At 71.9% G+C, this 19,227-nt stretch carries 20 protein-coding genes and 1 pseudogene; 13 read left to right on the top strand and 8 right to left on the bottom strand.

Going from position 1 to position 19,227, the window contains the following annotated elements; genetic code table 11:
• Positions 1–79: 79 nt before the first annotated feature.
• The 4 genes from WBN91_RS16190 to WBN91_RS16175 are packed head-to-tail and all read right to left on the bottom strand — an operon-like array spanning position 80 to position 2,879.
• Positions 80–628 (bottom strand): GNAT family N-acetyltransferase, encoded by a 549-nt coding sequence (locus WBN91_RS16190; RefSeq protein ID WP_337724535.1) that lies wholly within the window; start codon positions 626–628, stop codon positions 80–82.
• On the bottom strand, positions 625–1,554 hold the full coding sequence (locus WBN91_RS16185) for a hydroxymethylglutaryl-CoA lyase (protein ID WP_337724534.1): 930 nt from the start codon (positions 1,552–1,554) through the stop codon (positions 625–627). Before WBN91_RS16185 ends, WBN91_RS16190 begins: the two co-directional genes overlap by 4 nt.
• Positions 1,541–2,062, bottom strand: a complete 522-nt coding sequence (locus tag WBN91_RS16180; protein ID WP_337724533.1) for a PH domain-containing protein — start codon at positions 2,060–2,062, stop codon at positions 1,541–1,543. Before WBN91_RS16180 ends, WBN91_RS16185 begins: the two co-directional genes overlap by 14 nt.
• Before the next feature lie 31 nt (positions 2,063–2,093).
• Positions 2,094–2,879, bottom strand: coding sequence for a biotin--[acetyl-CoA-carboxylase] ligase (locus tag WBN91_RS16175; protein ID WP_337724532.1), 786 nt, complete (start codon positions 2,877–2,879; stop codon positions 2,094–2,096).
• A gap of 330 nt (positions 2,880–3,209) precedes the next feature.
• Here WBN91_RS16175 and WBN91_RS16170 point away from each other — a divergent pair, with 330 nt between their 5' ends.
• The gene (locus WBN91_RS16170; protein ID WP_337724531.1) at positions 3,210–4,841 is read left to right on the top strand and encodes an acyl-CoA carboxylase subunit beta; all 1,632 of its coding nucleotides are present in this window, start codon (positions 3,210–3,212) and stop codon (positions 4,839–4,841) included.
• Positions 4,838–5,086 (top strand): acyl-CoA carboxylase subunit epsilon, encoded by a 249-nt coding sequence (locus WBN91_RS16165; RefSeq protein ID WP_337724530.1) that lies wholly within the window; start codon positions 4,838–4,840, stop codon positions 5,084–5,086. The genes WBN91_RS16170 and WBN91_RS16165 overlap by 4 nt, the downstream gene beginning before the upstream one ends.
• 164 nt (positions 5,087–5,250) lie before the next feature.
• Here the strand turns inward: WBN91_RS16165 and WBN91_RS16160 are convergent, their stop codons facing one another.
• From WBN91_RS16160 to WBN91_RS39175, 3 genes and pseudogenes are all read right to left on the bottom strand, one after another.
• Positions 5,251–5,691: a hypothetical protein gene (locus WBN91_RS16160; RefSeq protein WP_337724529.1), complete on the bottom strand. Its 441-nt coding sequence runs from the start codon at positions 5,689–5,691 to the stop codon at positions 5,251–5,253.
• Positions 5,692–5,739: 48 nt separating this feature from the next.
• On the bottom strand, positions 5,740–6,804 hold the full coding sequence (locus tag WBN91_RS16155) for a leucine-rich repeat domain-containing protein (protein ID WP_337724528.1): 1,065 nt from the start codon (positions 6,802–6,804) through the stop codon (positions 5,740–5,742).
• A gap of 682 nt (positions 6,805–7,486) precedes the next feature.
• Positions 7,487–8,587 (bottom strand): annotated as a pseudogene (locus WBN91_RS39175) (NACHT domain-containing protein); the annotation flags it as partial.
• A gap of 663 nt (positions 8,588–9,250) precedes the next feature.
• On the opposite strand from WBN91_RS39175, the gene WBN91_RS16145 reads away from it, so the two are divergent.
• Both WBN91_RS16145 and WBN91_RS16140 read left to right on the top strand, forming a co-directional pair.
• Complete coding sequence (locus WBN91_RS16145) at positions 9,251–9,856, top strand: Maf family protein (RefSeq protein WP_337724526.1); 606 nt, start codon at positions 9,251–9,253, stop codon at positions 9,854–9,856.
• A 171-nt stretch (positions 9,857–10,027) separates the two neighbouring features.
• A complete protein-coding gene (locus WBN91_RS16140; RefSeq protein ID WP_337724525.1) occupies positions 10,028–11,347 on the top strand; it encodes a dicarboxylate/amino acid:cation symporter in 1,320 nt (439 codons plus the stop codon).
• Positions 11,348–11,840: 493 nt separating this feature from the next.
• Here WBN91_RS16140 and WBN91_RS16135 read toward each other — a convergent pair whose 3' ends face one another.
• Positions 11,841–12,512, bottom strand: coding sequence for a hypothetical protein (locus WBN91_RS16135; protein ID WP_337724524.1), 672 nt, complete (start codon positions 12,510–12,512; stop codon positions 11,841–11,843).
• 114 nt (positions 12,513–12,626) lie between these two features.
• Here WBN91_RS16135 and WBN91_RS16130 point away from each other — a divergent pair, with 114 nt between their 5' ends.
• The 9 genes from WBN91_RS16130 to WBN91_RS16090 all read left to right on the top strand — a co-directional run bounded on the left by WBN91_RS16130 (position 12,627) and on the right by WBN91_RS16090 (position 19,216).
• Positions 12,627–14,393: an acetyl/propionyl/methylcrotonyl-CoA carboxylase subunit alpha gene (locus WBN91_RS16130; protein ID WP_337724523.1), complete on the top strand. Its 1,767-nt coding sequence runs from the start codon at positions 12,627–12,629 to the stop codon at positions 14,391–14,393.
• Between the two features lie 10 nt (positions 14,394–14,403).
• The gene (locus tag WBN91_RS16125) at positions 14,404–14,784 is read left to right on the top strand and encodes a DUF1707 SHOCT-like domain-containing protein (RefSeq protein ID WP_337724522.1); all 381 of its coding nucleotides are present in this window, start codon (positions 14,404–14,406) and stop codon (positions 14,782–14,784) included.
• A complete protein-coding gene (locus tag WBN91_RS16120; protein ID WP_337724521.1) occupies positions 14,781–15,017 on the top strand; it encodes a hypothetical protein in 237 nt (78 codons plus the stop codon). The genes WBN91_RS16125 and WBN91_RS16120 overlap by 4 nt, the downstream gene beginning before the upstream one ends.
• A gap of 54 nt (positions 15,018–15,071) precedes the next feature.
• Positions 15,072–15,602, top strand: a complete 531-nt coding sequence (locus tag WBN91_RS16115; protein WP_337724520.1) for a GNAT family N-acetyltransferase — start codon at positions 15,072–15,074, stop codon at positions 15,600–15,602.
• Positions 15,603–15,612: 10 nt separating this feature from the next.
• Positions 15,613–16,044 carry a GNAT family N-acetyltransferase gene (locus WBN91_RS16110; protein ID WP_337724519.1) on the top strand — a complete coding sequence of 144 codons (432 nt, stop codon included), beginning with the start codon at positions 15,613–15,615 and terminating at the stop codon, positions 16,042–16,044.
• Positions 16,045–16,050: 6 nt separating this feature from the next.
• Entirely contained in the window at positions 16,051–16,635 is a 585-nt protein-coding gene (locus tag WBN91_RS16105) for a DUF3558 domain-containing protein (protein ID WP_337724518.1), read from the top strand.
• A gap of 102 nt (positions 16,636–16,737) precedes the next feature.
• Positions 16,738–17,118, top strand: coding sequence for a transcriptional regulator (locus WBN91_RS16100; protein ID WP_337724517.1), 381 nt, complete (start codon positions 16,738–16,740; stop codon positions 17,116–17,118).
• 26 nt (positions 17,119–17,144) lie between these two features.
• Entirely contained in the window at positions 17,145–18,419 is a 1,275-nt protein-coding gene (locus WBN91_RS16095) for a PPE domain-containing protein (protein WP_337724516.1), read from the top strand.
• Positions 18,419–19,216: an ESX secretion-associated protein EspG gene (locus WBN91_RS16090; RefSeq protein ID WP_337724515.1), complete on the top strand. Its 798-nt coding sequence runs from the start codon at positions 18,419–18,421 to the stop codon at positions 19,214–19,216. The genes WBN91_RS16095 and WBN91_RS16090 overlap by 1 nt, the downstream gene beginning before the upstream one ends.
• Positions 19,217–19,227 lie beyond the last annotated feature (11 nt).

The raw sequence follows: 19,227 nt of genomic DNA, 5'->3' as shown, positions 1-19,227 counted from the left end.
GCCGTCGCCGGGCATGGTCGTCGGTCGCGCGTTGGACGTTACGACCCCCTACCCCGGTTCCCGCCCCTCCGGACCGATTTCAGACCTCGCGGCGGACCAGTGCCCGGTTCGTGCCCTTTCGTTCCACCAGGCCGAATCCGGCGTCCAGGAACATGGCCAGCGTGCCGTGGTAGAGGTCGCCGGAGCCCTTCTTCGCGCCGCCCGTGTCCACCGGGTAGCCCTCGACGTGCTTCGCGCCCCGGCCGGCCGCGTAGGAGACCGCTTCCTCCAGCAGGAACTTCGCCACCCCGCGCCGGCGGGCGGTGCGGTGGATGAAGAAGCACGTGACCGACCACGTGTCGGCCGGGTACTCGCCGGCGGCGGCCTTCATCGTGGCCAGGCGCGGGTAGTACGGCCGGGGCGCGACGGCGACCCAGCCGAGCGCGGCTTCGTCCTCCACAGCCAGGACGCCGAGCGGGTCGCCGAGGCGGGAGTGCAGGAAGTCGCGGTTGCCGTCGCCCTGGCCGGCCCGCCAGTCGGCGCGGTCGCGGAGGAAGAAGGTGCACCAGCAGCCGGTGACCGCGCCGTTGGGGCCGAACAGGTCCACCAGCAGCGGCCACGTGTCCGCGGTCAGCTCGACGGCCTTCATCCGCGCAGCGCCCGCACCACCCGCGACGGGCTGGGACGACCCAGCTGCTGGGCCATCCAGGCGCTGGTGTCGCACAGCTTGTCCAGGTCGACGCCGTGGGCGACGCCCAGGCCGTCGAGCATCCAGACCAGGTCCTCGGTGGCCAGGTTGCCGGTCGCGGACTCGGCGTAGGGGCAGCCGCCCAGGCCGCCGGCCGACGAGTCCACCGTCCGCACGCCCGCCAGCAGCGCCGCGTACGTGTTGGCCAGGGCCTGCCCGTAGGTGTCGTGGAAGTGCACGGCGAGCTGGTCCACCCGGTCGAAGCCGCGGATCAGCGCGGTGACCTGGCCGGGCGTGGCGACGCCGATCGTGTCGCCCAGGGACAGCTGGTCGCAGCCCATGTCCAGCAGCCGCTTGCCCACGCCCACGACCTGCTCGCGCGGCACGGCCCCTTCCCACGGGTCGCCGAAGCACATCGACACGTACCCGCGCACCTTCAGGCCCTCGGCCCGCGCCCGCGCCACGACCGGGTCGAACATGGCGAACTGCTCGTCCAGCGACGAGTTGAGGTTCTTGCGGGCGAAGGTCTCCGTGGCGGAGGCGAAGATCGCGATGTGGTCGACGCCCGCCTTCAGCGCCCGGTCCAGGCCGCGCTCGTTGGGCACCAGGACGGGGTAGCTCACGCCGTCCCGCTTGGTCAGGCCCGCGAGGAGCTCCTCGGCGTCGGCCAGCTGCGGCACCCACTTGGGGTGCACGAAACTGGTCGCCTCCAGGACGGTCCCGCCCGCGTCCGCGAGCCGGTCCAGGAACTCCAGCTTCACGCCGACCGGCACGACCGCGCTCTCGTTCTGGAGGCCGTCGCGGGGACCGACCTCCCAGATCGTCACGCTCTCCGGCAGGCCCTCGCCGCCGACCCGGTCCGGCAGACCGACCTCACGCGCGCCCATCCCCGACCCTCTCCCCCGGCTGGAAGTCGTCGTCCGGGTTGCTGTTGATCTCCCGGTACAGCAGGGAGTGCACCTTCTCCACGCCCGGGATGTCGTCGAACTCCAGCGGCTCGTCGGACGAGGACTCCACGATCAACGTGCCGCACCCGAGCACCCGGTCCGGCAGGGACTGCTGGAAGCGGACGCTGCTGATGCGGTCGTGCGGGATGTCCAGCCCGGTGCGCTTGAGGACGCCTTCCCGGTACATCACTCGGTCGCTGGTGACGATGAAGTGCGTGGTGCGCCACCGGACCACCGGCACCAGCGTCAACCAGACGACCACGGCCGCCGCCACCACGCCGACCACGAGCCACGCGACCTGCCCCCAGTCGGTCAGCACGGCCAGGGCGACCGCCGCCGCGACCACGACGACCAGGGCGAGGACTGGGACGACCAGGGTCTTCCAGTGCGGGTGCTTGTGGAGCACGACGTGCTCGCTGGGGCTGAGCAGGTCGTCCGGGTAGGCCACGGCGGTCCTTTCGCGTCAGCGCTGGTGGCCCTCACCGTACCCGCAGGTGCACCACGTCCCCGGCGGAAACCGGGTGGTCGACCCCGTCGTCGTCGCGAACCAGCAACGTGCCGTCGACCTCCAGGTCCTGGGCCGTGCCCGACAACTGCCCACCGGACAGGTCCACCCGGACCCGACGCCCCAATGTCGAACACTCCCGCACGTACTCGTCGTACAACCCGGACACGTGCGGGTCCCCGTGAGCATCCCGCCAAGCACGCTCAAGGTGGGCCAACTCGTCCAGCAGGGTGGTGGCGACCTCGGTGCGGTCCAGCGGCCGGTCGGTGTGATCGGCGAGACTGGTCGGCTCCAGCCCACCCGCGCCCGGTTCGATCCCTTCCGGCAATTTGTCCACGTTCAGCCCGATCCCGACGACAACGGAGTGATCGGCGGTGATCTCGGCCAGGACCCCAGCCGCCTTGCGGTCGCCGACAAGCAGGTCATTCGGCCACTTCAAGGTGGCTTGGACGCCCACCGACGCCGCCGTGCGCACGAGGGCCACCCCGGCGATCAAGGTCAACCACGGGAGGCGCTGTGGCGGCACGCCCTCGGGCTTGAAGAGCGCGCTGAGGTAGATCCCACCACCGGGTGATGTCCACGAGCGCCCCCGCCGCCCCTGGCCGGCCGTCTGCTCCTCGGCGATGAGGACGGACCGGTCCTGGGTTTCGTGGCGCAGGTCGGCGTTGGTCGACCCCGTGGAGGCGACCACGTCGAGCTTGGCGTAGTGCGTGCCGACGAGCCGGTGGCGGAGAACTTCGGCGTCCAGTGGCGTGCTCACGCGTGCAGCCTAGGAGCGACCCGCCCCGCGCGCTGTCGGAGCGGTGTGGAGGCGGGGCGGGCCGCTTGCGATCAAGCTTGCAACCTCCAGCGCGCTAGAGGTCAAGCCCCGCTGACGCCGCAGGCGAACCCGGCGCTTTCCCCGCGAGGCCGCCGTCGGCTTGTCGCGTCGCCTTTTCCGCCGATCAGCTCTTCCGATCGGCGGAAAACGCGGCGCGACGAGCCGACTTTCGGGCGGCGCGAGCCGCGCGACGGAGTCGCGCCATTGGACACAGTGAGCTGGGCTACTCACGGGTACCTCACGTGGCGGGTCTGGTTAAGCTGCCCGTTCATGAGCAGTGCGACCGCCCCCATCGGCGAGGAGCCGGACGTCCACACCACGGCCGGCAAGCTGGCCGACCTGTACCGCCGCAACGACGAGGCCGTGCACGCCGGGTCCGCGCGGGCGGTGGAGAAGCAGCACGCCAAGGGCAAGAAGACCGCGCGCGAGCGGATCGAGCTGCTGCTCGACCCGGGTTCGTTCGTCGAGCTGGACGAGCTGGCCCGGCACCGCTCGACCAACTTCGGCCAGGAGCGCAACCGCCCGTACGGCGATGGCGTGGTCACCGGCTACGGCACGGTCGACGGCCGCCCGGTGTGCGTGTTCAGCCAGGACGTGACCGTCTTCGGCGGCTCGCTCGGCGAGGTCTACGGCGAGAAGATCGTCAAGGTGATGGACCTGGCCATCAAGACGGGTCGCCCGATCGTGGGAATCAACGAGGGCGGCGGCGCGCGCATCCAGGAGGGCGTCGTCTCGCTCGGCCTCTACGGCGAGATCTTCCGCCGCAACGTGGCCGCCTCCGGCGTCGTCCCGCAGATCTCGCTGATCATGGGCGCGAACGCGGGCGGGCACGTGTACTCGCCGGCGCTGACCGACTTCGTGGTGATGGTCGACCAGACCTCGCACATGTTCATCACCGGCCCGGACGTGATCAAGACCGTCACCGGCGAGGACGTGGGCTTCGAGGAGCTGGGCGGCGGGCGCACGCACAACACCAAGTCCGGCAACGCGCACTACCTCGGCTCGGACGAGGAGGACGCCATCTCCTACGTCAAGGAGCTGCTGTCCTTCCTGCCCGCGAACAACATGTCCGAGCCGCCGGTGTTCGACGCGCCCGACGACCTGGTGCACGGGTCGGTCGAGGACTCGATCACCGACGAGGACCGCGAGCTGGACACGCTGATCCCGGACTCGGCGAACCAGCCCTACGACATGCACGAGGTCATCACCCGCGTGCTGGACGAGGGCGAGTTCCTGGAGGTCCAGCCGCTGTTCGCGCCGAACATCCTGATCGGTTTCGGCCGGGTGGACGGCCACTCGGTCGGCGTGGTGGCCAACCAGCCGACCCAGTACGCGGGCTGCCTGGACATCGACGCCTCGGAGAAGGCGGCGCGGTTCGTGCGGACCTGCGACGCGTTCAACATCCCGGTGCTGACGTTCGTGGACGTGCCCGGCTTCCTGCCCGGCACCGACCAGGAGTGGAACGGCATCATCCGGCGCGGCGCGAAGCTGATCTACGCCTACGCGGAGGCGACCGTCCCGCTGGTCACCGTGATCACCCGCAAGGCGTACGGCGGCGCGTACGACGTCATGGGCTCCAAGCACCTGGGCGCGGACATCAACCTGGCGTGGCCCACGGCGCAGATCGCGGTCATGGGCGCGCAGGGCGCGGCGAACATCGTGCACCGCAAGACGCTGGCGAACGCCGCCGCCGAGGGGCAGGACGTCGAGGCGCTGCGGGCGCAGTTGCAGCAGGAGTACGAAGACACGCTCTGCAACCCCTACGTGGCCGCGGAACGTGGTTACATCGACAGTGTGATCCCGCCGTCCTACACCCGGTCCTACGTCGCTCGGGCGCTGTCGATGCTGCGGGACAAGCGCGAGACCCTGCCGCCCAAGAAGCACGGGAACATCCCGCTGTGATCGAGCCGGAGGCCGCTGTGCAGACCGAGACCGCTGAGCCCGGACGCCCCTACCTGCGGGTCGTCCGGGGCAACCCGACGGACGAGGAACTGGCGGCCCTCACGGCCGTGGTGACCACCCTGGGCGCCGGCCAGCCGGAGGAGGACGCCCCGCGCCGCTCGGCGTGGTCCGACCCGACCCGGATGGTCCGCCGCCCGCTGCCGCACGGCCCGGGAGCCTGGCGCTCCTCCGCCCTGCCCGGCTGACCTCGCGGGGATTCCCAGCGCCAGGCCTGGCGGGTGTCAGTCGTCGTCGACGAGGCCCGGTGCGGACGACGTGGGCTGTTTTGTCGGTGCCCTCTGGGACAATGGTGTCGGGGGCCGGAGGCCATAGCGGTGTCGGGGGCCGGAGGCCGGAGGCCGCCGTCGTGTCAGCAGTCGACGCGCCTGCTGGTGACCTGGACGCGGTCGCCCAGCACCATCACCTCGCGGCAGCGGACGCCGTCGTGCACGGGGTAGCGGACGAGCATCCACACCGCGCCGTTCGGCGGGTGCAGGTGGGTCGCCAGGACCTCGACGCCGTCCGCGGCCACCGCCAACGGCACCCGCGCCGGGTCTCCCTGCGCGCGCGCCGCGCCGGTCACCATCTCCATGACCCGCAGGTCGTCGCGGTCGGACCGGCTCAGGAACGGCCAGAACGCCACCCCGTACCCGACCGGGTCGGTCGACACCACCACCGCCGCCACCGCGACCACCAGGGCCACGGGCGCGGCCAGCCACCACCGCCGACCGCGAGCCCGGTCGGTCCGGCGGACCACCAGAGCCCAGCGCTGCACGTCTTCGAGGTTGCCCAACCCCGGCCGCACGCGCATCGGTAGTTCTACGCAGCGCCGGCGGGACGCGACCGCCGCTCCAGCCGGCTAGCCGACCACCTCGACGACCACCCGGTCGGGTAGTCCCAGGCCGGCCGGGTCCACCGGGGACTCCGGCTGCCGGATCACCAGCCGTTCCAGCGCGGGCAACTCGGCCAGTTCGGCCAGCTCAGCCGGGTGCGGGATGCCGTAGCACTCGACCGTCTTCAGTCCCGGCCAGCGGGACACGCCCAGCAGCGACCGGCCCGGCGGCCGGTTGTCCACGGCCAGCACGCGCAGCGGCAGGTCCGCCGGGATCGCCCCGAGACCGGTCTCCAGCGCCGGGTGCCGCACGTGCAGGGTGTGCAGGCCCGTGCCCTTGAGGGTGCGCAGGTCGGCGGGCGTGAAGTGCAGGGACAGCTCCTCCACGCCGGTGCGCGCCAACGGCGACAGGTCCCGTATCAGCGGGCACTGGGTGAGGTGCAGGGACCGCAGGGAACGCAGGTGCACCAGCGGTTCCAGCGACTTCAGCACGTCGTTCTGCATCAGCTCCAACCGGCGCAGGCCGGGTGCGGCGGCGACCGGGTCGAGCGGCTTCCAGCCGCCCAGGCAACGCAGGTGGTGCAGGTGCTTGAGGTGGTGGACGTGCCGGATGCGGTGCCAGCCGCGCAGGTCCACGCGCTGGTCGCCGAAGTCCACCTCGGCCAGCACGGTCCGGGCGTAGTCCTCGGGGTCGGGCGAGAGCCGCCACGCGCGCAGCAGCTCGTCCAGCACCACGGACTCGTCCAGCTCGGCGAACGGCTTGATCTTCTCCAGCGCGCCCTCGCCGCCGATCATGGCGATCACCCGCACCACGCACGCCGCCTCGATGTCGGTCAGGCCCTCGGGCGTGTCCGGCAGCAGGTCGCGCACGAACGCGCCGGCCGAGGCCAGGGTCTCGGCGTCGGTCATGGTGGTCGGCGGGATGAGCCGGGCCACCGCGCGCCGCACCTCGTCGCGCACGTCGGGCCGCTTGTCGACCCGGCCGACGACGTCGGCGTGCTCGACGGCCGCCGCCGCGAGCAGGTGCAGCAGGTCGGCCACGCGCGGGTCGTGGCGGGCGGCCTCGTTGCCGTCGAGCAGGCCCGCCAGCACCTCGCCGCTCGGCCGGGCGGGCGTGGGCTATGGCCATCACCACCACGTCGTGCCAGTCGTCGCGGTGGGCGTGGTCGATCAGGGGGTCGAGGTCGCCGGAGTCCACGACCTCCTTGGCGGCCAGGTAGTCGCGGAACGTGCGGTGCACGAACTGGACGTCGCCGTGCAGGGACTCGCGCAGCAGCCCGGTGCGTTCCAGGAACCGTTGCAGCACTTGGGAGGGCTCGGCGTCGTGGGGACGCAGACCGCGCATGGCGCTGCCGATCCACTGGTGCGCCTTGGACTTGGACACGAGCTGGCGGCTGTTGCGCACCAGCGAGTACGCGAACCGTTGCAGGACAACGAGTTGCTCCTCCTTGGAAAACCCGTACCGGTCGTGGTCCACGTGCACGCCGCGCTGCTCGTCCCAGCGGACCAGCAGCAGGTCCAGGGCGGCGTCGTAGAGGGACTTGCGGTCGCGGGGCAGGTGCATGCCGCCGTCCTGGTGCAGCGCGCACAGCAGCCCGCACAGCAGCGGGCTGGACGCGAGCCTGCGCAGATCCGCCCGCGTGGCAAGGGTTTCGGCCAGGCGGTGCTCGCAGGAGGTCAGCCACTCGGCGACCTCCGGCTGCTCGGCGCGGGCGGCGTCGTGCCAGGCGGTGAGGAAGTCCCGGACGCCCTTCGCGGACATCGGGAGCAGGTCGTAGGTGGTGAACCCGGCTTCGCCGAGCCAGTTCTCGTCCACCGCCGAGGGCCGGGTGGACACGACGTAACGGGCCTGCGGGTAGACGGCGACGAGGTCCTCCAGCCACTGCTGGGCTTCCGCGCGGCGCTCCGACCCGAGTTCGTCGATGCCGTCCACCAGCAGCAACGCGGCGCCCCCGCGGAACTGCCCGACGATCCACCGGTCGGGTTTCTCCTCGGCGAGGACGGGCGCGGTGGTGTCCAGGATGCGCTCGGGGGTGGGCAGCGGACCTTCGGCGAACTGCCGCAACGGCACGAAGAACGGAACGAGCCCGTCCCGCGCGGCGGTGAGGGCGAGCCACCGCAGGAACGTCGTCTTCCCCGCCCCCGCCGACCCGCGCAGCAGGACACGGCCCGCGTCCTCGAACGCGGTCGCCGCACCGACCCCGGCACCGGTCAAGGCCTCGTCGTCCCGCCCACCACGCCGTGCCACGGCGAGGCTCACGTACGACCGGTCGAACGAGTGCCGCCCCGGCCCCCGGCCGCGCGCGACGCCGAACAGCTCGAAGGAGCTGGTGGTCCGGATGACGTAGTCGGTGTACCGCAGGGCGAAGTCGGAGGCCTCACGCGAGTCGCGCTCCAGCAACTCGACAACCCCGTCACTGACCCCGACGTGCACATCGCGCATGATCCGATCCACGGACCGCGCCAACTCGGCCAACCCCGCACAACACCCGGCCAACAACAACTCGTAGGCCGCCCGCCCGCCCGCGGTGAACTCCTGGTCAGTGGCCGGCACCCTCTTCGCCAACCTCTCCCCGTTGACCAGATCGGCGGGCTCCTTGGCCAACCGCTCCCACGACACGGCGTCCAGCCCATCCCGAACCGCCTCAACCGCCCGCAACCACTCCTGGTCGGACACCCCGGGAAGTTCGGAGCGCCGCAACCCGGCCAGTTCCTCGGCCACCCGCCGAACAACCCGATCGGGCTTGGCCAACGCCCTGATCCGCCGCCGATCGTCAACCCGGTGCACAAGCCCACCCACACCGTGCTGGAGCAACCCGTCGAACGCCGTCCCGAACACAGCGCCCAACGCACCCGATATCGGGTCGACCACCATTCGCGCCTCCCCACGGACTGGTGCCTACCCCAGCGTAAGCCGATCACCACCCCCACCGCCCCCATCCCACCCGCGCTACGACACCAAGCCGCACCCCCCAGCGCTGACCGGCCCACCACCTGCACGCAACCGGTCCCACACACGGCACGACTTCACTCCCTTCGGCCCTTCGTGACGCGGCTTCCGCCGAATCGCTCAGCTCGCGGCACGCGCGGCTTTGTCGGTCCCCGGTGGGAGAATGGAGACGGGGGCCGGAGGCCGCGCCCAGCGGCGCGAATGGGCTCAACCGTGGGCGAATGGGCTCAACGGTGGGCGGCTCGACGGTCGGCGGCTCAACCGTGGGTGGCTCAACTGCGGGCGGGCGGCTCAACTGCGGGCGGGCGGCTCAACTGCGGGCGGGCGGACAGCGCGGGCCGGGCGGACGGCGCGGGATCGGGCCAGCAGCGCGGGGGCGAGCGAGCGCGGCGGATTGAGCTCGGAGTGACGGCGGGGGCGCGGTTGGCGGCGGGCGAGGTCTATCCGAGCGGCGGGCGGCGTGTGGGTGGGCGGGGTCAGGCCCGGGTCGGTGTGTGTGCGGTGGCTGGGGTCCCCTGTGCGCGAAGGCCCCCCGACAGACAGCCAACCACGGCGGTACGACAAAAACGGGGGCGTTAGGGTTCGGCCGTGCGTTTTGTGCTTGCCTCCGCGTCCCCTGCCCGGTTGAACGTCCTCCGCAACGCCGGGATCGAGCCCGTCGTCCGCGTGTCCGGCGTGGACGAGGATGCCGTCGCCGCCGCGCTCAGCGACCCCACGCCCGGCGAACTGGTCACGGCCCTCGCCCGGGCCAAGGCCGAGGTGATCGCCGCCGACGAGGAGGACGCGCTGGTCGTCGGCTGCGACTCGATGCTGCTCACCGCCGACGGCGAGGTACAAGGCAAGCCGGGCACCGTCGAGAACGCCCGCGCCCGTTGGCGCAAGATGGCCGGCACCACCGGCACCCTGCTCACCGGCCACGCGATCCTCAAGGTCGAGAACGGCCAGGTCACCGACAGCGTCGCCGACCACGAAGCCACCCACGTCCGGTTTGGCACCCCGACCGAGGACGAACTCGAGGCCTACCTCGCCACCGGCGAACCGCTCCAGGTCGCGGGCGCGTTCACGCTCGACGGGCTCGGCGGTTGGTTCGTGGACGGCATCGACGGCGACCCGTCCAGCGTCATCGGCATCAGCCTGCCGCTGACCCGCAAGCTGCTCCGCCGACTGGACGTCGTGATTTCCGACATCTGGTAGCCGTTGTCACATTTTCGCTGATCCGGGAAGCTCCACCCAGGGCCATCGCGTTGGGGGAGCCGATGAACGAGCTTTTGACGCGCCGTCGCCACATCGACTTCGGCCGCAGGACGAACACGGGTTGTCACGTGCAGTGACCATCCCCGTCCCTGCACACCCGAAAGAGACGACATGTCGTTCATCCGCACGTACACCAAGCCGAAGGTCTTCGGCGTCACCGTCCTCGCCGCGCTCGTGCTGGGCGCGCTGGCCGGGTGGGTGGCCAAGTCCACCGACCAGACCTGGCTGACCACCACCCTGGAGAAGCTCGGCGACGTCTTCACGAGCCTGCTCCAGTTCACGGTCATACCGCTCGTTTTCACCGCGATCGTTGTCGGGATCACCAGTTTGCGCCGCCTCGGCGGCCAACGCGCCGCGCGCCTGGGCGGCAAGACGCTGCTCTGGTTCGCGATCACGTCGTTGATCGCAGTCTTGATCGGGCTCGCGATCGCGCTGATCTTCAAGCCCGGCACCGGCGTGCAGGTGCAGCCGACGGAGGCCGCGCTGAAGCGGCTCGCGAGCCGTGAGGGCGGGTCGTGGTCGACCCTGCTGGACACGCTCGTCCCGTCGAACCTGTTCTCCGCCTTCACCGAGGGCGAGGTGCTCCAGGTCGTGTTCATCGCGATCCTGGTCGGGTTCGCCGCGTACGCGCTGGGCGAGAAGGCCGCGCCGTTCGTCAACCTGACCCGGTCGGCGTTCGACCTGATCCAGAAGATCGTCGGGTGGATCGTCCTGCTGGCCCCGATCGGCGTGTTCGGCCTGATCGGGACGGCGTTCGCGACCTACGGCAACTCGTTCGTCCGGCCGCTGTTCAGCCTCATCGCGACCGTGTACGGCGGGACGCTGATCGTGCTGTTCGTGGTGTACCCGGTGCTGCTGCGGTTCGTCGGGCGGGTCAGCCCGGTGACGTTCTTCAGCAAGGCGTGGACGGCGATCCAGTTCGCGTTCGTGTCCCGGTCGTCGGGCGCGACCCTGCCGCTGAGCCGCCAGACCGCCGCGAACCTGGGCGTCGACGGCGACTACGCGTCCTTCGCGGTGCCGCTGGGAACGACCACGAAGATGGACGGTTGCGCGGCGGTGTACCCGGCGATCGCGACGGTGTTCATCGCGAACCTGTTCGGCATCGAGCTCGGCTTGTGGCAGTACGTGGCGATCGTGGCGGTGGCGGTGTTCGGCGCCTTGGCGACGGCCGGCACCACCGGTTGGTTCACGATGCTGACCCTGACCCTGGGCGCGGTGAACCTGCCGCCGGAGGTCATCGCGACCGGTGTCGCCGTGGTGTACGCGATCGACCCGATCCTGGACATGATCCGCACCGCCACCAACGTGGCCGGCCAGATCACGGTCCCGGTCCTGGTCGCCCGCTCGGAGGGCCTGCTGGACGACGAGGTCCTCAACACCCCCAGCGCACCCCCGCTGCTGCACGAGCCGCGCGCGGCTGTGCCGGCGTAAGTGCTGGTGAGAGGCTAGGATCGGGTGGCGGGGCGATCTTCGCGAACGCCACCCGATCGAGCGACATGCAGGATCCGCGACCTTTCGCCGACTCGCGCGTCCCGTAAACAAGGAGCGCGGGCCACGGCAGGCAACGCCCAGGAGGAACCCGCTCGGCGGCCGGGGCTAGGAGTGGCGGCCGGGCGGCAGCGGGCAAGTGGCGGGATCGCGCACTGGCGGCGGTGCGGGGGAAGCAGCGCGGCGGCGGCGAGCAAGGGCAGCAGCGCGCGGGAAACGGGATCGCGCGGCGGGGCAGCGGGATGGGCGTCGCGGCGGAGTGGCCGACCGAGCAGCCGGCGGGCTGGCGGGCTGGCGGGCTGGCGGGCTGGCGGGCTGGCGGGCTGGCGGGCTGGCGGGCTGGCGGCAGGGTGCCGCGGCAACCGGGGCAGCGGGCAAGCGGCAGGCGGGCGGCGGGGCGAGCGGCGGGGCGCGGTGCGGGGTGGGTGGCGCAGGGTTACTCGTCGCAGGCGTGGAGTTGGGTGGCGGTTGGGTGGACGGTGGGCCAGCCGGGGAGTTGGGACTGGTCGGGGACGGTTGCGGTGCAGCCCAGGTCGATCTTCGGGTTCACCAGCGAGAACACCTGCGCGAAGCGCCGCGTGCAGTCCACGCCCGGGTCGCACGCCCGTTGCACCGCCACCACGTCGGCCACCCCGTCGCCGTCGGCGTCGTGCAAGCCCAGGTAACCGGCCGTCGACACGTACGGCACCTGGGCCCGTGACCACGCCCCCGACCGCCGCACCAACACCTCCCCCACGACCTCCGTCCCCGCCGGACCCCGCACCAGGCACACCGCCACCTCGGCGTCCACGCACTCCAAGGAGCCGTCGGTGATCGTGGCGCCGTCCGCGGCGATGGTGAGTTCGAAGATGTTGCGGCCGGAGGCGCCGTTCGTGCTGATGCGGCCCGAGCCCTGGCCCACCAGCACCGCCACCGTGTCGCGGCCCACGTCCGCCGTGACCGCCACCTGGCACGCCGTCGTGCCGCAGCGCAACTCGTCCTGAGTGGGGGAAACCCCCCGTTCGGCGGTGTCGTCCGGGCGCAATGACCACGCGAAGACCATCCCCGCTGCGGCGATGACAACGGCACAGCAAGCTGTGAGCAGCGCGGGGAGGTTCGGGCGTGACACGATCGCCGATTGTCCCACCCCGACGTGAGCTGTCTCTCCATCCCGTTATTACTGACCAGTCACTAAACTCCCGACCCATCACTCCACATCAGCGCTGCCAGGAGGTAGGACGTCGTGTCGCTGCGCAAGGTCCTCGTCGCCAACCGCGGTGAGATCGCCGTCCGGGTCATCCGCGCCTGCCAGGACGCCGGTCTGTCCAGCGTCGCCGTCTACGCGGATCCCGACCGCGACGCACCGTTCGTCCGGCTCGCCGACGAGGCGTTCGCGTTGGGCGGCAGCACGCCCGGCGACAGCTACCTCTCGGTGGACAAGTTGCTGGACGTCGCCAAGCGCTCCGGCGCCGACTCCGTGCACCCGGGTTACGGGTTCCTGTCCGAGAACGCCGACTTCGCGCAGGCCGTCCTGGACGCGGGTCTGATCTGGATCGGGCCGACGCCGCAGGCCATCCGCGACCTGGGAGACAAGGTCACCGCCCGCCACATCGCGATGCGCGCCGGCGCGCCCCTGGTGCCGGGCACCAAGGACCCGGTGTCCGGACCGGACGAGGTTGTCGCCTTCGCGCAGGAGCACGGCCTGCCGGTCGCGATCAAGGCCGCGTTCGGCGGCGGCGGGCGCGGGCTGAAGGTCGCGCGGACGTTGGAGGAGATCCCCGAGCTGTACGACAGCGCGGTGCGCGAGGCGGTCACCGCGTTCGGGCGCGGCGAGTGCTTCGTCGAGCGGTACCTGGACAAGCCGCGGCACGTCGAGGCGCAGGTGCTGGCCGACCAGCACGGCAACGTGATCGTCGTCGGCACCCGCGACTGCTCGTTGCAGCGCCGCCACCAGAAGCTGGTCGAGGAGGCGCCCGCGCCGTTCCTGACCGACGAGCAGCGCGCCCGCATCCACACCTCCGCGCGCGCCATCTGCAAGGAGGCCGGCTACCACGGCGCGGGCACCGTCGAGTACCTGGTCGCGCAGGACGGCACGATCTCGTTCCTGGAGGTCAACACCCGCCTCCAGGTCGAGCACCCGGTGTCGGAGGAGACCGCGGGCATCGACCTGGTGCGCGAGCAGTTCCGCATCGCCGCGGGCGAACCGCTGCGCTTCACCGAGGACCCGACCCCGCGCGGCCACTCCATCGAGTTCCGCATCAACGGCGAGGACGCGGGCCGCAACTTCCTGCCCGCGCCGGGCACCGTGACCACGTTCGTCGCGCCGTCCGGCCCGGGTGTGCGGGTGGACGCGGGTGTGGAGAGCGGCACGGTCATCGGCGGCCAGTTCGACTCGCTGCTGGCGAAGCTGATCGTCACCGGCGAGGACCGGACGCAGGCGCTGGAGCGGGCGCGGCGGGCGCTGGACGAGATGGTCGTCGAGGGCATGGCGACCGTGCTGCCGTTCCACCGCCGGATCGTGCGCGACCCGGCGTACGTCGGCACCGGGGACGGCTTCACCGTGCACACGCGGTGGATCGAGACCGAGTTCGACAACACCATCCCGCCGTTCACCGATGGCGCGGAGGCCGAGGAGGACGAGCCGCGCCAGACCCTGGTGGTCGAGGTCGGCGGCCGGCGGCTGGAGGTCTCGCTGCCCGGTGGGCTCTCGGCGGGCGCGCCGGTCGCGAAGGGCGGGGCCGCGAAGGCCAAGCCGCGCAAGCGGGCCGGCGGCAAGGGCGGCGGGGCGACGTCCGGTGACGCGGTGGCGGCGCCCATGCAGGGCACCATCGTGAAGGTCGCGGTCGAGGACGGCCAGACGGTCGAGGCGGGTGACCTCATCGTGGTGCTGGAGGCCATGAAGATGGAGAACCCGGTGACCGCGCACAAGGCCGGTGTCGTGACCGGGCTCGCGGCGGAACCGGGTGCGACCGTCACCCAGGGCACCGTCCTCTGCGAAATCAAGGAATAAGCTCTCGTACGTGGGCGAGCGGGACATCCGGATCGGTGACGCCGAGCGGCAGCGGGCGATCGAGCTGCTCGGCGAGCACCTGTCCGAGGGACGGCTGGACGTCGACGAGTACGGCGACCGCACGGCCCGGGTGACCACCGCGAAGACCCGCGGCGAGCTGCTGGCGCTGTTCGGCGACCTGCCCGAGCCGCACCCGAGGTTCGCGCAGGTCGCACCGCTGCCGTCCGTGCCACCGCCCGCGCTGCCCGGCCAGGACCGCCGGTGGCTGCACGTCGCCGTGCCCCTCGTCGGCCTGTTGACGGTGGCGCTGTTCTTCCTGGTGAAGAACCCGTTCGTGTTCCTGCTCGTGCCCGCGGTCGCGTTGATCGTGGGTCGGATGGGGAACCGGTGATCCTGCTCGTCCTGCACGACCGCGACGAAGCCGAGGGCCTGGCGCGGACGCTCGCGGCGGCCGGGTGGGCGCCGTGCGCGGTGCACAAGGACCTCCTGGCCGGCGAGGACGACGCCGAGGACGCGGACTGGGTGATCGAACTCGCGACCGCCCCGGACGGCACCCCGGCCGACGCCCACCGCGACGAGCTGGAGTCCCTGGCCGACCACCACGACGCCTTCGTCACCGACTGACCACCGCGACAACCCCTGCTGTCGCGCCGCCCCCTCCCCGGCTACCGTCGGAGCATGGAGCCGGTCGACCTCAAGGCGGACGGGTTCGTGCTCGACCAGCTCACCGCCGCCGACGCACCCGCGCTGCTCGCCGCCGTGGACGACGACGCCATCGGGCGGTGGCTGTCCGGCTACCGGCTGCCCGACGAGCAGGCCGCTCTCGCCTTCATCGGCTACCGGGCCTGGCAGTGGTCCGCCGACCAGCGCTGCTCGTGGGTCGTCCGGGACGACGGCGGTGCCATCGCGGGCGAGGTGTGCCTGCGGGACCTCGACCACCACGACCGCAGCGCGCTGGCCGTCTGCTGGACCGCAGCCACCCACCGGGGCAGGGGCGTGGCCGTCGCCGCCCTGACCGCCGCGCTCCGGTACGGGTTCGAGGAACTCGGCCTGCACCGGGTCGGCTACCGGCACTCCGTGGCCAACCACGCCTCCCGCCGGGTGGCCGAGAAGTGCGGGTTCACCTTCGAGGGCACGCTGCGCGGCGCGGAGCTGGTGCACGGCGTCCACCACGACCTCCTCCAGTGGTCGCGGCTGGCCACGGATTAGCCTGCCCGGCATGGAGCCGGTCGAGATCAACGCGGGCGAGCACTACCTCCGGCAGCTGCGGGTGGACGACCGGATCGACGACCGCACGGCCCTGAGCCGGTTCGCGACGCCCGAGGAGGCGCACGAGCACATCAGGCGCCGGGCGAACGAGTGGGAAACCGACGCCGGCTGTTCGTGGGCGGTGTGTGAACAGTTGTCGAACACCGCGGTCGGCGAGGTCGCCGTGTCGGCCACCGGAGAACTGTTCTGCTGGATCAGTCCGCAACACCGCGGAAAGGGCATCGCGACCCACTGCGTCGAAGCCGTCGCCGGGTTCGCGTTCGGTTTTCTGGACCTGGAAAGCCTCACCACCACCCCCTGCGACAAAGCCGCGGAACGCGTTGCGCAAAAATGCGGTTTCAGAGTGGGGGGTGCACACGGCGTGTGGACCCGGCTACGGTAGGTGCGCATGAGGGCTGCTCGCATGATCATCGCGCTGGTCGCGCTGGTCGCCACCGCGTGCACGCCCCTGCCCGAGAAGAAGGCGGACGGGCGGGTCGACGAACCCCTGCCCGCCACCACGACCACGGTCCTCCAGCTGCCACCGCGGCCCCGGGACCTGCCGCTGGACCAGGTGGACCCCTGCGCCGTGCTCAGCCCGGAGCAGCGGCTGCAACTGAGCCTCGACCACGACCCGAGCCCCTACGTGGAGACCAGCTTCGGCAACGCGAAGGCGTGCACCGTGCGCAGCGGGATCAGCGGCAACGTGGTCCGGTTGGCCCTGGTCACCGCCGAGGGCGTCGGCGTGTGGCTCTCCGAGAACGCCCAGGTGGACGCCAGGGCGACGACCGTCGCCGGATTCCCCGCGCTCACCGTGCGGACCCCGGGCCTGGACGAGGTGTGCAACGTCGAGGTGGACGTCGCCCAGGGCCAGTTCCTGGACGTGATGTTCCGCGACGGCGGTAACAAAACGAGGGTGTCCCAAGACATTCTCTGCCAAGGAGCACAACGGGTGGCAGAAGCCGCTGTCGCCGGTTTGCTGCAACGCGGCTGACCCACGCGGGGGAAGTGCGCTCCGCCCACTCCCCGCTGTCGGACCGTGTGGCTAGAGTGACCATGCTGACGCGCTGAAAACGCCAAGACGGGGAGGTCGTCCATGCCGTCGGAAGACCACGGCCAGGGCGCGGACTCCGGCACGCCGCCGGCTGTCCCGTCGCAGACCCTCAGCGTCGAGCCGAACGCGATCCCGGGCCTGCGCAACGCGTTCGCGGGCGCGTTGACGAAGCTGGACAAGCAGATCGAGCTGGCCATCACCGAGGTCCGCGTGCGGCCCTGGGCCGGCGACCCGGTCAGCCAGGACGCGGCGGAGAAGTTCAACGAGCGCTCGCTGGAGTCCGGCGACTCGGCGCTCACCGCGTTGCAGAACTACCAGCAGCAGCTCAAGGCCGCGATGGACGCGCTGACGCTGGTGGAACGGCAGTACCGGACGATCGAAGACGACAACACCGGGTTGATGGGGCAGCAAGGCGGCTGTTGAGCCCGCCGCAGGCGAGGGGAATCTTCATGCCCGAGGGCCACCGCTGGAGCGGGTACAGCCACGAAGAGCTCTACCAGAAGATCAACTCCGGGCCTGGCCCGAAGGCCTCGCACGCCTCGATGGAGCGCTGGGAGGGCGTCTCGGCCGCGTTAGCCGAGATCAACTCCGAGCTGCACTCGGGTGTGCTGGCCTCCGGCGCGAAGTGGGAGGGCGCGGCGGCCGACCAGGCGCGCGGCGGCATGAACCCGCTGGCCGCGTGGGCCGACGAGGCGCGCGGCGGCGCGGAGGTCATGCGCCTGTCCGCCGAACTCCAGGCCGACTACATCGCCAAGGCGCGCGCCGACATGCCGCCGCCGGTCAAGGTGACCGCCGAGGACCCGGGCGTCGTGCTGAGCACCCTCGCCCACCTGGTCGGGCAGCAGACCGACCACGAGGTCCAGGAGAAGGTGCGCAACGCCGCCGAGCAGCGCGCCCGCGAGGTGATGACCACCTACGCCTCCTCCACCACCTCCAACGTGACCACGCTGGGCCAGTTCAACCAGCCGCCGCAGCTCGTGATCACCGCCCCCGACGTGGTGCGCAACGAGGGGGCCGGCGTGGCGCCCTCGCACGGGTTCCACGGCGGTGTGCGCGGCGGTGGACGCTGGGGCCGCTACGGCGGCGGACGCGGCTACAACCGCGGCGGCGCCGCGCCCCAGGGGCGGCCGGCGGCACCGGTGTCCGGCGGCAACTCGACCACCGTTTCCGGCAGCACCCAGACCAGTTCGACCACGCGCCCGACCAGCGCGCCGATCGGTTCCGTGCCGTCCGGGACGACGACGTTCGGCACCGGCGGCGTGATCGGCGGCAGCGCAGACGGCGGCCGGTCGCAGGACCGCCGCGGCAGGTCCACCGCCGACACGACCGCGGACACCACCACCGAGCAGAACAACAGCCAGTCCGCCGCCGAGCAGCAGGGCGTCGGCGGCAACCGGCCCAGCGGCACGACGGTGGCCAGCTCGGCGGAGTTCGGCGCGCTCGCCACCACCGCCAACGCCCAGCACGTGGCGGCCGGGTCCGGTGCGGCCAGCGGTGTCCTCGGCGCGGGCCAGCACGGCGGCGGCGACACGGTCCACAAGCGCGCCACGCCGGTGCCCGTGCAGCAGGCCTTCGACCCGTTCGGCGGGCTCGGCGCGGGCCGCGCGGACGACGAAGAGGATGCCGAGCACGACGGCGCCGACTACCTTCGGGAAACTGACGACATCTACGGACTCGGCGGGCACATCTCGCCGCCGGTGATCGGGGAGAGCACGACCCGCTGATGACGACGTTCGGTCTGGACCTGGGCACGCACGACGTGCGCGAGCCCGTCACCATCTCGGCGCTGGAGTTCGACGTGCTCTGGGAGCACCTGCGGCTGGAGACCATGCCGCTGGTGCTCAAGGTGCCCTCACCGGGCAAGACGCACGCCGAGCGGGCCGACCTGGAGCGGCGGGCGTGGGCGGGTCTGGAGAGCCGGGGCCTGGGCCGCCCGGTCGCGCTGGACCCGATGCTGGAGGACCTGCTGCACCTGCTCAACCGGCCGCAGCGCGAGGTGGACGGCCGGCTGTGGCTGGGCCGCAGCGTGCGGGTGCTGGCGGCGGCCAAGGGCCAGTCGGCGGTGCTCGCGGTGCTGGACGGCGAGCAGCTCACCCTGCGCCCGGCCTCCGCGGAGGGCCTGCCCCGCGAGGCGCTGTCGGTGCTGCCGGCCGCGCCGCCCGGACCGGGCCACTCGGTGACCCTGCCCAGCGCCGACCTGGACGCCGCCGCAGCCGCCGCGGGCACGCCGGACAAGCTGGAAGCGGCGCTGCGGGACCGGGGTGTGCGGGCGGACGACGCCAAGGTGCTCGCGGAGATGTTCAAGGACGCCGGGTTCCGCGGCCAGTTCGGCGCGGCCGTGCGCGACAAGTGGGGCAAGCGGGTGCGGCCCGAGCACGTGGTGGCGTTCTTCGACAACCCCCAGGGCCGTTACGTGCAGCTCCGCCGCGCCACCCCGGGCCAGCAGCCGTGGAGCACGGTGTCCCCCACCGACCCGCGCCGGCTCGTCCAGCACGTCACCGACCTGCTGCCGCCGCCCTGATCGGGTGAATC

Origin of the sequence: Saccharothrix sp. CCNWYY140 (assembly GCF_037401995.1) — a bacterium.
Taxonomy (GTDB): Bacteria; Actinomycetota; Actinomycetes; order Mycobacteriales; family Pseudonocardiaceae; genus Actinosynnema.
The sequence above is the reverse complement of the archived record's forward strand: the minus strand, read 5'-3'. Positions and strand labels throughout refer to the sequence as shown.